Raw genomic sequence first — 17,092 nt, 5'->3', positions numbered from 1 at the left:
GGAGGGGTACGATGGGAAACAAATGGAGGGTGCTTTTGATTGTGCTTGTACTGGCACTCGGCGGAGTGCTGGCGGGCTGTAAAGGGGCTGATCAGTCTTCGGCTGAAGGCAAAGCTGGCCCGGATTCAAAGGTAAAGCTGTCTTGGATGGCGATTTTGTATCACCAGCAGCCGCCGAAAGACAGGGCGATTAAAGAAATTGAAAAGCTGACAAATACAGAACTCGACATCACCTGGGTTCCAGACGCGGTGAAAGAAGACAGGCTGAATGCAGCGCTTGCAGCCGGCAATCTTCCGCAAATCGTGACCATCCAGGATATTAAAAATTCGTCAGTCATGAATGCCTTCCGGTCAGGAATGTTTTGGGAAATCGGCGATTATATCAAGGATTATCCCAACTTAAACAAAATGAACAAACTCATTAATAAAAATGTGACAATTGACGGCAAGCTCTACGGGATATACAGAGAGCGCCCGCTTTCCAGACAGGGGATCGTCATTCGGAAGGACTGGCTGGACAATTTAAATTTGAAAACCCCGAAAACGTTGGATGAGCTTTATGAAGTGGCCAAAGCATTTACGGAGGACGACCCGGACAAGGATGGGAAAGATGATACGATCGGGCTGGCAGACCGTAATGACTTGATTTACGGCGCGTTTAAAACGATTGGCTCGTATGAAGGCATGCCGACAGATTGGAAGGAATCGGGCGGCAAATTCACGCCTGATTTCATGACACTGGAATACAAAGACACGATGAACTATATGAAAAAGCTGCGTGATAACGGGTATATGAATAAGGATTTTCCCGTCACAAGCAAAACCCAGCAGCAGGAGCTTTTTTCTCAAGGAAAAGCCGGAATTTATATTGGCAATATGGTAGATGCGGTCAATCTGCGCGACCATGCCTCTGATAAATCGATGAAGCTCGAGATCGTCAACCGTATAAAAGGCCCAGATGGGAAAGAGCGGGTATGGGCATCAGGAGGCCATAACGGCGTGTTTGCTTTCCCGAAAACGAGTGTGAAAACGGAAGCTGAGCTTAAACGGATCTTGGCGTTTTTTGACCGAATTGCCGAAGAAGATGTCTATAGCCTGATGACTTATGGCATTGACGGCGTTCATTACAACAAAGGTGAGGACAAAACGTTCACACGCAAAGAAAGTCAGGTAAAAGACTGGCAGACTGATATTCAGCCGCTGTCCGCCTTAATTGCCATTGATAAAGCCTACTTAAAAAACACTGGAGATCCGCTTCGGACGGCGTACGAGGAGCTGACCGAGGACAATGAAAAGATTATCGTCTCAAACCCGGCTGAAAGCCTGTATTCCGCATCGGAGTCGGAACGGGGGGATGAACTGAAGAAAATCATTGATGATGCGACTTATAAATATATGATTGGAGACATCACAGAAAGCCAGTTCGATAAAGAAGTGGAAAAATGGGAGTCAAGCGGAGGAAAACAAATTATTCAGGAATACGAAGAAGCATTTAAACAAACAAAATAATGTTGGAAAAACCCAAAACGCGCAAGCGGTTTTGGGTTTTTTACATGCTTCTTTTTTGCTGGCGGTAGTTTCCCGGTGTAATCCCCTCCAGCTTCTTAAATGATCTGATGAAATTTTGCGAGTTTTTATATTTCAGCTTTTCGGCAATGTCCTTGACCGCCATGTCTGTTTCGGCAAGCCAGCTTTTCGCCATATGGTGTCGGTAGCTTGAGACATACTCGCTGAATGAAATACCCATTTCTTTTTTGAAAATGCTGCTTAAATAATTTGGGTTGTAATGCAGCCTGCGCGCGATTTCGTCCAGTGTCAATTCGGATTCAAACTCATGATGGATGATATGAATGATGTTGTCGGAAATATTTTTGTACTGGGCATCCGCGCGGGCGTTCACTTTGTCTGTCATCGGATCAATAAACTCATTCTTTAGCCAGTTTTCGGTATCCTCGAACGTTTTCAGCTCAAAAATTTGGTCATACAGCATTTTGTTTTCTTCAAGCTCAAACAATTCGATCCCGAGCACATGCATCAGCTCAATCACATGGTTCAAAAAACGGGCGATGGCGATTTGAAATTGATACGGGTTGGTGTTCTGGGTGAAAATGGCTTGCAAAATCGCGTGCAGGCATTTATCCGCTTTCTCCTTGTCTCCTGCTTTAACGGCATCGAACAGCTCATGCTGAAGCTGCTTTGGAAAATGGGTTTTGAAGGTTTTTTTCTGGTCAAGGTCTTCGTAAAAGATGATCGACTTGTTTTCCGCTTTAAGCCGGTATTTCAACGCTTCTGAGCCTTCCGCATAGGCTGTTTTCGCTTTTGTCAGCACATCAAACGGCTGGCTGATGCCGATGCTGACAGACAGCTGCAGTTCAGCTTCCGCTTTTTCCTGAATCATCCTTGCAGTCTCATTCAGCTCAGCCATGAATTCTTCCTTTGTCCCGCTTTGATTGATTAAAATCGTCGCCTGCTGTTTGTCAACTACAGCGGGGGCAAGATGTTTGTCCGTCGGAATGTTGCGCTCAATCATGCTGTTGACGGCAAACAAAAGCAGATCCATATCTTTTTTCTCATAAGGCGTATGATTCAGTGTGTCAATTTGGAGCACAAGCAGGGCAAGGTGCCGCCAATTTTGCTTTAAGCCGAGGCTTTCAAAGCGGTTATCGACCTCCTCATCCGTCAGTTTTCCGAGCATAAGCCTGACCATAAAATATTGCTGCAGATGAGTGGCCTGCTGCTTCATCGTTTCTTCAAGGTCGTCATTTCTGTCCTTCAGCTGCTTAAAGCTCTGTTCAATTAACTCAAATTCATTTTGAGGAGGCTGTTGTTTCTCTTGTATGGCTCCATGTCTTGCGAATGATTCGTAAAGCACCCTGATCGGCTTGTAAAAATGGCGGGAGCCCAGCCAAGAGAACAATAATGAAAGCGTTAACAAAATAAGGCATACTGCAAAAGTGATCCAGCCAATTGATTTGGCTTCTTTTTTTAGCTCAGGCAGGGAAACGAGAGAAAAATAAGTCCATGTATTATAGTCAGATTTTTGATAGGTGACTTTATAATGAATCCGGTCAATAACTGTTTCAAACTGTCCGCTATTGGCGGTTTGCGCCAGCACTTGTTGGACAAAGGCGTCGTTATGAAGAGATTCACCAATGTCAGACATGTTGTTATGAAGGATGATGCGGCCTTTTTCATCGATGATAAACAGGTTGTTGGCGTTTGAATAGCCAGGCATATTTTTGACAAGCGAACAGCTCGGGATGCTTGCGGCGGCCAATCCCTTTGTATTTGTGCTGTTCAAAGGAAGCTGCTTAATTAAATTGATATTGTAGCGACAGTTGTCTGATGTGCCTTCTTTGGTTGAAATCAAATGATTGTTTTCCTCAAGCGTCCAATAGGAGCGGCTCGCTTTGTGTTTCGTGTACGCTGAGGCTGCTTCATGAAGAGTGTCTGTATTCAAACGGTACAAACCGGAATTGTTCATGTACCATTTTTTCGTATAACTGACTAACGTCATGTTGGACAGATCGGTATCAAAGCTTTGCAGATAATTGAGCTCTTGGTTCACTTGGTTATAGATTTGAAATTGGTCTGAGTGCAAAGGCTCGGACAATGTGCGAAGGAGAGGCGGCGAACTCACATAGTGGGTTAAAGAGTGATCGACGGTTTTCAATATATGCTCGATGCTTTGCTGGGTCTGCTGGAGTGTGTCGAATTTTTCCTCCGAAACGTTGGAAATAGCCGTTTTCTGAGAGTGCTCGTACGAAAACAATCCGACCAAAATAACCGGAATGGTGCTGAGCAGGCAGAAAAACGTGATCAGTTTGTAGTAAAACTTGTATTGGCTTCTTTTCATAAAACCCCCCATTTCATAACATCCACTTCACCTTAATACAATTAATCCAAAGATTGATAGATATTGTCAATAATCATTTTCTAATATCGGTGTCTTTTTTTCAGGTGGACCTGCTGAACCCTTGATTATAAAGGGATAAAACAGGATGTGATCATATGATTGTAGACGGGCTTTTGCCTGCTGCGCTACAGTGAATGCAAGAACCCGTGAAAGGAGGCTAAGAAAAAATGAAAACAGCAGAAGCGCAAGCGCCGGCTGTTGATGCAGTCATTTTTAAAAAAGAAAAAAGAAAGCGCTTACTAAGCAAGCTGATTCAGCAAAAATATTTGTACTTGATGATTTTGCCAGGGTGTATTTATTTTTTGCTTTTTAAGTATGTCCCGATGTGGGGAATTGTGATTGCGTTTCAGGATTATCAGCCGTTCCTCGGCATTTTGGGCAGTGAGTGGGTGGGGCTGAAGCATTTTATCAGGCTGTTTACTGAGCCTACATTTTTTCTCTTGTTAAAAAACACGCTCGTGTTATTTGCTTTGAACCTGGCCATATTTTTCCCGGTGCCGATACTGCTGGCGCTTCTATTGAACGAAGTGCGGATTGCTCTCTTTAAAAAATTTGTTCAGACGCTGATTTATATCCCGCATTTTATGTCTTGGGTCATTGTTGTATCGCTTTCGTTTGTGCTTTTAACGGTAGACGGAGGCTTGATTAATGAACTGATTGTGTTTTTTGGCGGTGAAAAAATCAATTTTCTGCTGAACGAAGAATGGTTCCGGCCCCTGTATATTCTTCAGGTTATCTGGAGGGAAGCGGGCTGGTCGACGATCATTTATCTGGCGGCCATTACAGCGGTTGACCCCCAGCTGTATGAAGCGGCGAAAATGGACGGAGCGGGACGGCTGCGGCAAATGTGGCATATTACGCTGCCCGCCATTAAAAGCGTTATCGTCGTTTTGCTGATTTTGAAAATCGGAGACACGCTGGAGCTTGGCTTCGAGCATGTGTATCTGCTGTTAAATGCGACTAACAGGGAAGTGGCGGAAATTTTTGATACGTATGTTTATACTGCAGGGCTGAAACAGGGCCAATTCAGCTACAGTACAGCAGTCGGCGTATTTAAAGCGGCGGTCGGGCTGATTTTGGTCATGCTTGCGAATCGTTTGGCGAAGAAATTTGGCGAGGAAGGAATTTATTAAGAAAGGGATGGGATCAATGGATCAATCAATCGCTGTAAAATCGCCTCTTACGTACGCGGAGGCATTGGCAAACACCATTATGAATACGTACACAGTCGAGGAGCTGCCTCCTGCAAACCGCTGGCACTACCATCAGGGTGTTTTCTTATGCGGTGTATTGCGGCTGTGGGAAGCAACCGGGGAAAAGCGGTATTTTGAGTATGCGAAGGCCTATGCAGATCTCTTAATCGATGATTATGGCAATCTATTATTTAGAAGAGATGAACTGGACGCCATTCAAGCGGGTCTCATTCTTTTTCCATTATACGAGCAGACGAAGGATGAACGGTATGTCAAAGCGGCAAAAAGGCTACGCGGCTTATATGGAACACTGAACCGGACGTCTGAGGGCGGTTTTTGGCACAAAGACGGTTATCCTTACCAAATGTGGCTTGACGGCTTATACATGGGGGGGCCGTTCGCACTGAAATATGCCAATCTGAAGCAGGAGCCGGAGCTGTTTGATCAGGTCGTGCTGCATGAGTCATTAATGAGAAAGCATACGAAGGATGCAAAAACCGGACTTTTTTATCACGCTTGGGATGAAGCGAAAAAAATGCCTTGGGCCAATGAAGAGACAGGCTGTTCACCGGAATTTTGGGCACGTTCCATCGGCTGGTACGTCATGTCTCTTGCTGACATGATTGAAGAGCTGCCGAAGAAGCATCCAAACCGTCATGTGTGGAAAAACACGCTGCAGAACATGATGGAAAGCATCTGCTGCTATCAAGACAAAGAGACGGGGCTATGGTATCAGATTGTTGATAAGGGAGACAGGTCTGATAACTGGCTGGAAAGCTCAGGATCCTGCCTGTACATGTACGCATTTGCGAAGGGAATCAATAAAGGCTATCTAGACAGAGCTTACGAAACAACACTACTAAAAGCGTATCAAGGCTTGATTCAGCATAAAACCGAAACATCGGAAGACGGAGCGTTTCTCGTCAAAGACATATGTGTCGGAACGTCAGCAGGTTTCTATGACTATTATGTCAGCCGCGAAAGAAGCACAAACGATCTGCACGGAGCCGGCGCGTTTATTTTAGCTATGACAGAGCTGGAGACTCTTTTTAGGTCAGCGGAGAAATGATAACAGGTATACGTACGGCTTTGTGTGTGATTGTCTCAGTCCTCTTTTTGGCATCATGCTCAAGCAGGCCGGACGGAATGCATGTCATTCTCTTTTCTGATATGCAGGCTGGCGTAGAGGAAAAAATAAAAAAGGCCGCCGAGCAGAATGCCGGGAAGGTCGATATCTTTCCAGCTTTTCAGGAAAAACTGCTGACTGAAATTACTGCCCATGAGGGAGATGTTTTCATCGTGCCTGAAGACATGTTTCAAGCTTACGATGATCCGGAAAATTTTCAGCCGTTAAATGGATTGCCTCCTGGAAAAACATCTCCTTATACAACTGTTAATAAAAAATCAGGAGAAAAAACGATCTATGCCGTTCAGATCGAAAAAGGGAAAAAGCAGCTGAACGGCTATTCTTTTCGATTGAATCGCGATATGGCGGCGTTTATCCCTGTGTATGCTGAAAAAACAGAGGAAGCGCTGCAGCTGATTTCTCAACTAACTGAAGCCCGATAGAGGTGAGGATATTGAAGAACATCGTCTTTTGCGGATTGAGCAGCAGAGCATTCAGTATGTTTATCAAACCGCTGATGGAGCGGTTTTCAACTCATTATGAGATTACGGGACTGCTGGATGCCGATCCGAAACGTTTTGCCGTTTGCAAAAAGAAATTTCCCGAGCTGGCCCACGTGCCCGAGTTTAGCGAGGATGCTTTTGACGAGATGATGCGCGTGTCAAAGCCTGATATCGTCATTGTGGCAGGCAGGGACGATACGCATGTCACATATATTGTAAAAAGTCTTCAGTGGAATACAGATGTGATTACTGAAAAACCAATGGTGACAACAGTGCAGGATGCGAATCGGGTGCTTGAAGCTGAGGCCAAAAGCGAAGGGAAAGTCACCGTCGCGTTTAACTATCGCTACAGCCCGTTTCATCGGAAAATAAAAGAAATGATTCTGGACGGAAAAATAGGCAGGGTCACCTCCGTTGATTTAAATTGGTATATTGATACGTATCATGGCGCCAGCTATTTTAAACGCTGGAACAGGTCGAGACAGTTTTCCGGCGGTCTTTCTGTCCATAAATCAACACATCACTTCGATCTCGTTAATTGGTGGCTCGGACAAAATCCGGAAGAGGTATTTGCTTATGGCGCCTTGAATTACTATGGGCCGGACAGTGAGTGGAACCCCTTGCCCGAAGAAGACGGGCGTTTTTGCGGGACGTGCCGTGTTAAAGAAAAATGCCACTACTATTCAAGGTGGCATCCCCGTTCCTCTAAAGCTTCTATAAAAGATGATCATCTCGAAGCAGGAGACCAGTCTAGCTTATATACTGCATACAGGCCTGACGCGTGTATTTTTGACGAGGAAATTGACATCGAGGATACGTACGTGGCGGCAGTCAAATATGATGGCGGCGCACTGTTAAGCTACTCGATTGTTTTTTCGGCCCCGTATGAAGGCTACCGGCTGACGATCAACGGCACAAAAGGGCGTATTGAATCAAATGAATTTCACGAACCTTCCAGAATTCCGTTTGCTTTTCCTGAGCAGACAATCGAATACTATCCGCTTTTTGAATCAAAGCAGACGATACAAGTAGTCAAAAATGAAGGGGGGCATGGCGGAGGTGATCCGCTTTTGCTTGAGGATCTTTTTTTAGGGAAAGACCCGCTGCGCCGCTATGATATTTTAGCCGGAGCTGAAGCTGGAGCCTACTCCATCGCGGTTGGTGAGGGAATGTGGCGCTCGGTTGCCGAAAAGAAGCCGATTGGCATGAAAGAGCTTTTTCAGATGCAGAATGTATAATGCAAAAAAGGAGGGGGCGCCATGGAACATGATAGTTCACTGGGGCGGATGCTGCGCTTTTGCGAATGGATTATGAGATTTGCGTATACAAACTTGCTGTGGCTGTTTTTTACGTTGCTCGGTCTCGGTGTGTTTGGCATCATGCCCGCGACCACGGCTTTATTCGCTGTCATGCGGAAGTGGATCCAGGGGCAGGACAACGTTCCGGTGCTCAAAACGTTTTGGCAGGAATACAAGGGTGAATTTTTTCGTTCAAATCTGCTCGGCGCTGTACTGGCGCTCATCGGAGTGATTATTTATATTGATTTGGCCTTCATTTATCCAAGTCATTTCCTTCTGCACATCCTGCGCTTCGCCATTATGATATTTGGCTTTTTGTTCGTATCCATGCTTTTTTATGTGTTTCCGCTGCTTGTCCATTTTGACTGGAAAAAACGTCTGTATGTGAAATTTTCGCTCTTGCTCAGTGTGGCGTATTTGCAATATACGCTTGCTATGCTTGCGCTGACTGTTGCTCTCTTTTTCTTGCTTGCTTACCTGCCCGGCATTGTCCCTTTTTTCAGCGTCAGCCTTATTAGCTACTTCCATATGCGGATTGTTTATGCCGTGCTGCTGAAAGTGGAGCAGCAAGGCGGCGAGCCACAGAGGGAATCCCATATACGGAAAGCTTTTTATCCGGAAACGAGATAATCATCATTTCTCTATCATAACGCTGTTCCAAACGGAATAGATTGATAGAGAAAGGAGAGTGGATAAAATGCTGAAGGTAGCGGTATTTGATGAAGAGCATGAAAAAGACTTACAAACGGAAATCAATTCATTTTTAAAAGGGATATCGGAGGAGCAGCTGATTGATATCAAATATACGGTTTCGGCAGCGTGCGACCCAGACGGCGAGCAGCTTTACTGTTTTTCCGCCCTTATCTTATATCGCAAATAAAAAGATCTTTCCGCAGGCACGGAAAGATCTTTTTTGTTAATATGCTTTTTTCACTCTTGGACTTCTCGGTTTATCGAGTTTCTCCGCTTTTTTGATCTCTCTTCTTTCTTTTGAGAGCGATTGATAGAGAGAGGCAATCATCAGCAGGATAACGATAGAAAACGGCAGCGCTGCCAGAATCGCTGTGTTCTGCAAAGCGGCAAGCCCTCCGGAATATAGGAGCACAGCCGCCATGGCAGACTGAATGATGCCCCAGCTGAGTTTCACAGAATTCGCCGGATTTAAAGAACCGTACGACGTCTGCATGCCCAGCACGAATGTAGCTGAATCTGCAGACGTGATAAAAAATACTGCGATCAGAATCAATGCAAGGATCGATGTCACCATTGTCAGCGGATAGTGATCAAGTGTTCCGAACAGCATCGTTTCAGTGGACAGCTTTGCTACATTGAACGTGCCTTTTTGCTGGAGATCCATGGCTGATACGCCGAAAATGGAGAACCATAGAAATGTCAAAATACAAGGTGTCACCAAGACGCCGATTAAAAATTCGCGTATCGTCCGGCCTCTGGATACACGGGCGATGAAAATGCCGACAAATGGAGACCAGGAAATCCACCATGCCCAATAGAAAATCGTCCAGCTGTTAATCCATTCGCGTTTTTCAGGGTCATTCGGTGTCAGTCTGAAGCTCATTTGAACAATATTTTGAATGTATTGTCCGATAGAATCTGTAAATGAGTTCATGATCAGCACTGTAGGCCCGACAACGAGCATAAACAACATTAACAATCCGGCCAATACCATGTTTGTGTTGCTTAAATACTTAATTCCTTTTCCGAGTCCGCTCCACGCAGAAAGTAAAAAGAGCACTGTCACAATAATGATTAAAACCAATTGGACGATAAACGCATTCGGAATGCCGAACAGGTAATTCAAACCGCCGTTAATTTGGGTTGCGCCAAGACCAAGACTTGTTGACACCCCGACAACAGTGGCGAAAACTGCAATACAGTCAATGGCCTTTCCGATCGGTCCGTTTACTTTATCCCCGAGAATCGGTGACAGTGTGCTGCTGATTAACCCGGGTGCGCCTTTGCGGAATTGGAAATAGGCAATGCATAATGCCACAATGGCATAAATGGCCCAAGCGTGCAAACCCCAGTGGAAAAACGTATAGCGGAGTGCATCTCTGAAGGCTTGGGGGGTTTCTGTTTCACCTGATGGAGAGCTAATTGCGTAATGGCTGATCGGTTCAGCCGCACCGTAGAATACTAAGCCGATTCCCATGCCTGCGCTGAACAGCATGGCAAACCATGATAATAACCCGAATTCCGGTTTTTCATCAGGCTTTCCGAGTTTGATTTTTCCGATCGGGCTGAAAATCAAAAAGAGACAAAACCCGACAAACAAAGAGACAACTAAAAGATAATACCAACCAAATGAATCGGTAATAAATGCTTGTGCCGATTGAGACACATTTTGCAGGCTGTCAGGAGAAATAACACCCCATAATACAGCTGCAGCTGTGATTGCAATCACAATCCAAAATACACTAGATATATGTTTCAACATTTCTCACCCTCTAATTTTTTGTGTACGCCTATATCTTGCTCGCAGGCTTAGTATGGTCGTACGATGGCAGCTCATTCCTCTCTTAAAATTACCCCGCAATCAGGTGAAACAAAACAAGTCTCACCCTAACATGAATGCGGGGAATGTTCAAATATTCGGCCTTTGTGGCAAGTGTTCAAAAGCAATGGTTAAGAACGGGCGTATTGCCCGGCATTTAGCCCTGCAAGCCTGCCTGTGACAAGGGCGGAGGTAATATTGTATCCGCCTGTGTAGCCGTGGATATCCAGAATTTCACCGCAAAAATAAAGCCCCTCCATTTTTTTAGAAGCCATCTTTTTCGGGTCAATTTCTTTTACAGATACCCCGCCTCCCGTGACAAATGCCTTATCAAGCGACAGTGTGCCATTTGCAAGTACAGTAAACTGCTTGCAGTCCTTTACAAATTGTCTGAAAGGATCCTTCGGCAGCTCAGAAAACGATACGTTCGGAGAGATGCCGTTTTTTTCGAGCAGGAATAGGAGATAGCGCTCCTGCATCCAAGGCTTCAGCACGTTTTTAATGGTTTTTTTCGGTGCTTCCTTCAGTTCTTTATACATCTTTTGGAAAAGCGTTTCTTCATTGATATCCGGATACAAGTCGATTCTGATAGGCACTTGAGGCTGTTTTTTCAGCTCTTTTACGACAAATTGGCTGCATCTGAGAATGGCAGGTCCTGAGAGGCCGAAATGGGTAAACAGCATGTCCATTTTATGTGTGATAATCGGTTTGCCTTTTTTATTTAACACACTGACGGCTACATCTCTTAGTGATAAGCCTTGAAGTGTTTTTTGCTTAATGAACGGTTCGCCAGAAGTGACGGGAACCTCTGTCGGAAACAGCTCTGTTATGGTATGGCCCGCGGCTTCAGCCCATTCATAGCCGTCTCCCGTGCTTCCGGTATGAGGCACGCTTTTACCGCCGACAGCGATAATGACTGCCTGGCTATGGATCATTTCGCCATTATTCGTCACAATCCCTGCTGCCTGTCCATCTTCATATAAAACAGATTTAATTTTCTCGTTCGTTCTGATTGTTACGCGGAGCTGCTTCAGCCTGTTTAACAGCGCGTCAACGACACTTTGGGCTTTGTCGGTCACAGGGAACATCCGGCCGTGATCCTCTTCCTTCAATTGAATGCCGAGGTTTTCAAAAAACTTGATAATGTCCTCATTATTAAATTCAGAAAACGCGCTGTATAAAAAACGCCCGTTGCCGGGGATGTGCTTGATAATTTCTTCCACAGGAAGGCGGTTCGTCACATTACAGCGGCCGCCCCCGGAAATCGCGAGTTTCCGTCCTAATTTATTTCCTTTATCTATCAGCAACACGCCAGCGCCCTGTTCTCCTGCTGCAATCGCAGCCATCAAGCCTGAAGGGCCTCCGCCGATTACGATTACGTCATATTGTTTCATCTTTATCATCAACTTTCTTTTCATTTCGTGTGCGGACACCCCATCCGCAGTACTATTATAGCGAAAGAAAGCCGCTCCTTAAACGTCTTTTGCCGCGGACATGAATGTTCACAGGATTGCTTTTGTATTTATTACCGTCTAAATGCCCAGTTGTGGTAAAATAGAAAAGTTGAATCTTCGTAGAAAATGGTGATGAAGAAACATGTCAAGCAAACTGTTAAGAGGCACGTTTGTATTAACGCTCGGTACATATATATCGCGGATTCTGGGGATGGTCTATTTAATTCCCTTCAGCATTATGGTCGGGGCGACAGGCGGTGCATTATTTCAATACGGATACAACCAATACACTTTATTTTTGAATATTGCTACGATGGGCTTTCCGGCCGCTGTTTCTAAATTTGTTTCCAAATATAATTCAAAAGGGGATTATGAGACAAGCAGGAAAATGCTAAAGGCGGGCATGTCGGTTATGCTCGTCACAGGAATGATAGCCTTTTTCATTCTGTATCTATCGGCTCCGATGTTTGCGGAAATATCGCTGGGAGGCAAGGATAATAACGGCCTGACAATTGATCATGTCGTTTATGTCATCCGCATGGTCAGCTTAGCGCTTTTGGTCGTACCGATTATGAGCCTTGTCCGCGGATTCTTTCAAGGGCACCAAATGATGGGTCCGACAGCTGTATCCCAAGTCGTTGAACAGATTGTCCGCATCATCTTTCTATTGAGTGCGACATTCTTGATTTTGAAGGTTTTCAACGGCGGCCTTGTCATCGCTGTGGGCTATGCAACCTTCGCAGCGCTGATCGGTGCCTTCGGAGGGCTGGTCGTGCTTTATATTTATTGGAACAAACGGAAGGGCAGCCTGCTGGCGATGATGCCGAATACGGGTCCGACAGCAAACCTAAGCTACAAGAAAATGTTTTTCGAGCTGTTCAGCTATGCTGCTCCGTACGTTTTTGTCGGACTAGCCATCCCTTTGTATAACTATATTGATACAAATACGTTTAACAAAGCGATGATTGAAGCCGGTCATCAAGCCATCAGCCAGGACATGCTTGCGATTCTAACCCTGTATGTTCAGAAGCTCGTGATGATCCCGGTTTCCCTAGCAACTGCTTTCGGACTGACATTAATTCCAACGATTACTGAATCGTTTACAAGCGGAAACTATAAGCTGTTAAATCAGCAGATTAATCAAACGATGCAGACGATCCTGTTTTTAATTATTCCGGCTGTTGTCGGGATCTCTCTATTGTCAGGACCGACGTATACGTTCTTTTACGGGTCAGAGAGCCTTCATCCTGAACTGGGGGCAAACATTTTGCTATGGTATTCGCCAGTCGCGATTTTGTTCTCTTTGTTTACAGTCAACGCAGCCATTCTGCAGGGCATCAATAAGCAAAAATTTGCGGTTGTCAGCCTTGTGATCGGTGTCGTGATCAAGCTTGTGCTGAATGTTCCGCTGATCAAGCTGATGCAGGCTGACGGAGCGATTTTAGCGACGGCGCTTGGATATATCGCTTCCCTTTTATATGGGTTTATCATGATTAAGCGCCATGCAGGCTATTCGTATAAGATACTTGTTAAACGAACTGTTTTGATGCTGGTCTTATCAGCCATTATGGGTATTGCCGTGAAAATCGTGCAGTGGGTATTAGGCTTCTTTATTTCCTATCAGGATGGCCAGCTGCAAGCTGCGATTGTTGTGGTGATCGCGGCTGCTGTTGGCGGAGCTGTCTACCTGTATTGCGGCTACCGATTAGGATTTTTACAGAAAATTTTAGGCCGCCGTTTGCCAGGTTTCTTAAGGAAAGGCAGACATGCAGGCTGATGAACTAGATATGATGAAACTGAGGGCTCGCATGCTGCGGGCTTTCTTTTATAAAGGAGAGATTGGGAATGAGACTTGATAAGCTGCTTGCCAACAGCGGGTATGGTTCCAGAAAAGAAGTCAAAGCCGTTGTGAAGGCTGGAGCCGTGATGATCGACGGCAAACCTGCCAAAGATGTAAAGGCGCACGTTGATCCTGATACGCAGGAGGTGACCGTATACGGGGAACCGGTTGATTATCGAGAGTTCATTTATCTTATGATGAATAAACCGCAGGGCGTGCTGTCGGCGACTGAGGACAGCCGGCAGCAAACAGTGGTCGATCTGCTGACGCCGGAGGAGATGAGATTTGAGCCATTTCCAGCCGGCAGGCTTGATAAAGATACAGAGGGCTTTTTGCTGCTCACAAATGACGGGCAGCTCGCACATCGGCTTCTTTCTCCTAAAAAGCATGTTCCAAAAACGTATGAAGTCCATTTAAAATCACAGATTTCTCGGGAAGACATCTCCGATTTGGAAACGGGTGTCTACATAGAGGGCGGCTATAAAACAAAGCCGGCAAAAGCGGAAATCAAAACAAACGACAGTGGCAATACCGTTATATACCTGACAATTACAGAAGGAAAATACCATCAGGTCAAGCAAATGGCAAAGGCAGTCGGCAATGAAGTGGTTTATCTGAAGCGGCTTTCGATGGGACGCGTTTCCCTAGATCCCGCTCTGGCACCCGGGGAATACCGTGAGCTGACAGAGGAAGAGCTTCATTTGCTCAATGAGCCGCAAGCATGACAAAAACCCCGCATACCGAATGCGGGGTTTTATTTATAAGCGCACAAAAACAAGGCTCAGTAGTTTCTTCGCCCTGTTATCTATCGGGCCGCTCTCAGGCGGCCCTATGTAATTTTTCAATTTATGAGGTAATCTTTACTTTCTTTCTCGTTGTCTCCCACTTGCCACGGCTTGGACTATGAACAAGATCATTATATGCCAACACATTTAAGTCTCTTTGAATCGTTCTAGGTGTAATGCCGAATTCGTCAACCAGTTCCTGTGTTGTCACAAGACCTTTTTCTTGGATAAACATGTAAACTGATTTGATTCGAGTTAGCATACGGTTTGTTGAAGGTTTCAAAAAACCACTCCCTATCATAAGATCGGATGGACTTGACTAACCACAACTCACGACTATCAACTGCGTACGAAATAGCAACAAAGGCAGACATCTGTAATTGTTAAAATAATTCGCCCTCATTATACACGATATTGCAGTGATGAATCTAGGGATAACTCCTATTAATTTTTTCCAATTCGCGTTGGGCAGCCATCCTTGTTGGATTACTATGTATTTCGGCTCAATATTATTATGGTTAAAGAAACTTTTTTTATTCTGTTTCGTAGTAAATTTTGGAGGTGGGTGAGTTTTGACAAATTTGCTTGAAGCTACAATAGAACAGGCCGGGTATACAAGCCGAAAAAAAGTGCTCACCGATGTTTTTCTGGAAGTCAGAAAAGGGGAACTAGTTGGACTGATCGGAGCTAACGGCGCCGGAAAAAGCACCGCAATCAAGGCGATACTCGGCCTTTCAGAAGATTTTAAAGGGCATATTGCCTGGAACGACTGTTCATTTGCATATATTCCGGAGCATCCGTCCTTTTACGAAGAACTGACGCTGTGGGAGCATTTGGATCTGATCAGCACACTCCACGGCATTGAAGAGAGAGAATTTGCGCATCGGGCCCAAAGCCTGCTGCAGACGTTTTCGCTTGATCATGTCAAACATGAGCTGCCTGTCACCTTTTCGAAGGGCATGCAGCAAAAACTAATGCTTATCCAGGCCTTTCTCTCTAAGCCGGATATGTATGTGATTGATGAACCGTTTATCGGCCTTGATCCGATATCGACGAAACGCTTTGTGGACATGCTTAAGGCTGAAAAAGAACGTGGAGCCGGAATTCTTATGTGCACGCATGTACTCGATACCGCGGAAAAAATCTGTGACCGGTTTTATATGATTGAGAAAGGTTCATTATTTCTCCAAGGCACGTTAAAAGATATTCAGGACAAGACCGGATTAGAGGGGCAGTCATTGCTTGACTGTTTTTATAAGGCAGTTCAAGGTGATCGGCCATGAACGGGCGTACGCTCTTTTTTCGAAGGCTGTTTGACTATTACAAGTATCAGTTTAAAGTGTTGCATGCGGTCATTGACTGGACAGTCGCTCTCTATATTGTTTTGCCGGCGATTGCTTTTGTCATCTATCAGTATATTGATTTGATGAATGGAAGAGGTCTTCTTTATGAGTGGTCTGAAGTGGCGGAGTGGAGATGGCTGTACGCTGTGTGTGGGCTGATCATGTTTACAGGCTCGATTCGCACATTTTTAATGGAAGCGGACAAAGTGTTTTTGCTGCAAAAGAAGGAAATCATCTATCAGCTCAAACGGTACGCGCTTTTGTATTCTTTTCTCGTCACGAAGGCTAAGTGGCTGCTTCTCTTTTTCATTGTCCTTCCCTTGATCAGTCATTCTGTTCACATCACATTCGCAGAAAGCACTGCTCTATTGTGTTATTTGTTTGGCCTTCATATATTCTTTTTATCCTTAAAGCAAGACAGGATCAGAAAGCCGCGCTCCATTTCGAGATGGATTGGCGATATTTTTGTCAGAGCTATATTTTTTGCTGGTTCTGCTATCCTGATTGTTTTGACTCAGTGGCACTTGCTTGCGCTTTTTGGCATTTTATTTTTGCTTTTCTCAGTTATCCGCAGTTTGAAAAAGACGGCTTCGTTCAAGGCTTTTGAAGCTGAGGTGACTGAAGAGAAAAAAAGCAGGCTTGCTCTTGCAGGACTTGTGATGATGATGAGTCAGGAGGCGGGAATGCCAAAAGTAAAAGACAGGATGAGAAGAAAACCGTTATTATACCGAAATTCAAAAAGGATATTTAAAAGACGAACGATCTGCACAGGCTATAAGGAATTGTTTTTTAAAGTCATGCTGAGGAATGGCGAGTATGCGAGGCAGATGTACATGCTATTGTCAGCTTTCACCGTTCTCATATTTGTTTCCCCAATTTGGCTGAAGGTGATTGCGCTGCTGGTATATACAGGGGTTTGCCGTTATATCCTGACGCTTATTTTTGACAAGGTCATGGATGCCCCTTTTTTAATTGGCACCGATAAGGAAAGTGATGAATATTATCGGGCCAGAAAAAACTGTATCAACATCCTGCACTATGCGTTTGCCGCCTGTTGTTTTTTAGCGGCCGCTGTCTCTTTATTGTTTACATAAAAAACCCAAACGGCGACGTTTGGGTTTTT

The 17,092-nt window shown here is 44.9% G+C and carries 15 protein-coding genes; 11 read left to right on the top strand and 4 right to left on the bottom strand.

All coding sequences use genetic code 11. From position 1 onward, the window contains the following. Positions 1 to 11 precede the first annotated feature (11 nt). Positions 12 to 1,508: an extracellular solute-binding protein gene (locus tag NYE56_RS15070; protein WP_341284038.1), complete on the top strand. Its 1,497-nt coding sequence runs from the start codon at positions 12 to 14 to the stop codon at positions 1,506 to 1,508. Between the two features lie 40 nt (positions 1,509 to 1,548). Here the strand turns inward: NYE56_RS15070 and NYE56_RS15065 are convergent, their stop codons facing one another. Continuing rightward, the gene (locus NYE56_RS15065; protein ID WP_341284037.1) at positions 1,549 to 3,867 is read right to left on the bottom strand and encodes a helix-turn-helix domain-containing protein; all 2,319 of its coding nucleotides are present in this window, start codon (positions 3,865 to 3,867) and stop codon (positions 1,549 to 1,551) included. Positions 3,868 to 4,082: 215 nt separating this feature from the next. On the opposite strand from NYE56_RS15065, the gene rmgP reads away from it, so the two are divergent. The 6 genes from rmgP to NYE56_RS15035 all read left to right on the top strand — a co-directional run bounded on the left by rmgP (position 4,083) and on the right by NYE56_RS15035 (position 8,915). Further along, complete coding sequence (gene rmgP / locus NYE56_RS15060) at positions 4,083 to 5,048, top strand: polygalacturonan/rhamnogalacturonan ABC transporter permease (protein WP_014665041.1); 966 nt, start codon at positions 4,083 to 4,085, stop codon at positions 5,046 to 5,048. Positions 5,049 to 5,055: 7 nt separating this feature from the next. Next, a complete protein-coding gene (gene rmgQ / locus NYE56_RS15055) occupies positions 5,056 to 6,177 on the top strand; it encodes an unsaturated rhamnogalacturonyl hydrolase (RefSeq protein ID WP_160245030.1) in 1,122 nt (373 codons plus the stop codon). Beyond that, the gene (gene rmgS / locus NYE56_RS15050; RefSeq protein ID WP_326210316.1) at positions 6,174 to 6,677 is read left to right on the top strand and encodes a rhamnogalaturonan transport/degradation protein RmgS; all 504 of its coding nucleotides are present in this window, start codon (positions 6,174 to 6,176) and stop codon (positions 6,675 to 6,677) included. Before rmgQ ends, rmgS begins: the two co-directional genes overlap by 4 nt. An 11-nt stretch (positions 6,678 to 6,688) precedes the next feature. Further along, a complete protein-coding gene (locus NYE56_RS15045; RefSeq protein ID WP_160244721.1) occupies positions 6,689 to 7,975 on the top strand; it encodes a Gfo/Idh/MocA family protein in 1,287 nt (428 codons plus the stop codon). A 21-nt stretch (positions 7,976 to 7,996) separates the two neighbouring features. Further along, the gene (locus tag NYE56_RS15040) at positions 7,997 to 8,665 is read left to right on the top strand and encodes a YesL family protein (protein WP_341284036.1); all 669 of its coding nucleotides are present in this window, start codon (positions 7,997 to 7,999) and stop codon (positions 8,663 to 8,665) included. Positions 8,666 to 8,732: 67 nt separating this feature from the next. Beyond that, a complete protein-coding gene (locus tag NYE56_RS15035) occupies positions 8,733 to 8,915 on the top strand; it encodes a sporulation protein Cse60 (protein WP_003223398.1) in 183 nt (60 codons plus the stop codon). Between the two features lie 36 nt (positions 8,916 to 8,951). Here NYE56_RS15035 and opuD read toward each other — a convergent pair whose 3' ends face one another. After that, entirely contained in the window at positions 8,952 to 10,490 is a 1,539-nt protein-coding gene (gene opuD, locus NYE56_RS15030; protein WP_015384403.1) for a glycine betaine transporter OpuD, read from the bottom strand. 188 nt (positions 10,491 to 10,678) lie between these two features. Next, positions 10,679 to 11,941 carry a BaiN/RdsA family NAD(P)/FAD-dependent oxidoreductase gene (locus NYE56_RS15025; RefSeq protein WP_341284401.1) on the bottom strand — a complete coding sequence of 421 codons (1,263 nt, stop codon included), beginning with the start codon at positions 11,939 to 11,941 and terminating at the stop codon, positions 10,679 to 10,681. Between the two features lie 202 nt (positions 11,942 to 12,143). Between NYE56_RS15025 and murJ the strand changes: the two genes are divergently transcribed. Together murJ and NYE56_RS15015 are read left to right on the top strand one after the other, a co-directional pair. Then, on the top strand, positions 12,144 to 13,778 hold the full coding sequence (gene murJ, locus NYE56_RS15020) for a lipid II flippase MurJ (RefSeq protein ID WP_014480588.1): 1,635 nt from the start codon (positions 12,144 to 12,146) through the stop codon (positions 13,776 to 13,778). Positions 13,779 to 13,846: 68 nt separating this feature from the next. Beyond that, positions 13,847 to 14,566, top strand: a complete 720-nt coding sequence (locus NYE56_RS15015; RefSeq protein ID WP_017695479.1) for a pseudouridine synthase — start codon at positions 13,847 to 13,849, stop codon at positions 14,564 to 14,566. A 121-nt stretch (positions 14,567 to 14,687) separates the two neighbouring features. Here NYE56_RS15015 and NYE56_RS15010 read toward each other — a convergent pair whose 3' ends face one another. After that, on the bottom strand, positions 14,688 to 14,909 hold the full coding sequence (locus NYE56_RS15010; RefSeq protein ID WP_003152337.1) for a DeoR family transcriptional regulator: 222 nt from the start codon (positions 14,907 to 14,909) through the stop codon (positions 14,688 to 14,690). A 289-nt stretch (positions 14,910 to 15,198) separates the two neighbouring features. Here NYE56_RS15010 and NYE56_RS15005 point away from each other — a divergent pair, with 289 nt between their 5' ends. Continuing rightward, complete coding sequence (locus tag NYE56_RS15005) at positions 15,199 to 15,909, top strand: ABC transporter ATP-binding protein (RefSeq protein WP_268555646.1); 711 nt, start codon at positions 15,199 to 15,201, stop codon at positions 15,907 to 15,909. After that, entirely contained in the window at positions 15,906 to 17,063 is a 1,158-nt protein-coding gene (locus NYE56_RS15000; RefSeq protein ID WP_268555647.1) for an ABC transporter permease, read from the top strand. The genes NYE56_RS15005 and NYE56_RS15000 overlap by 4 nt, the downstream gene beginning before the upstream one ends. The last annotated feature ends 29 nt before the right edge of the window (positions 17,064 to 17,092 follow it).

Source organism: Bacillus sp. FSL R5-0603 (assembly GCF_038050295.1).
Lineage (GTDB): Bacteria > Bacillota > Bacilli > Bacillales > Bacillaceae > Bacillus > Bacillus subtilis.
Note: the sequence above shows the minus strand (reverse complement) of the source record. Positions and strands in the feature narration are given on the sequence as shown.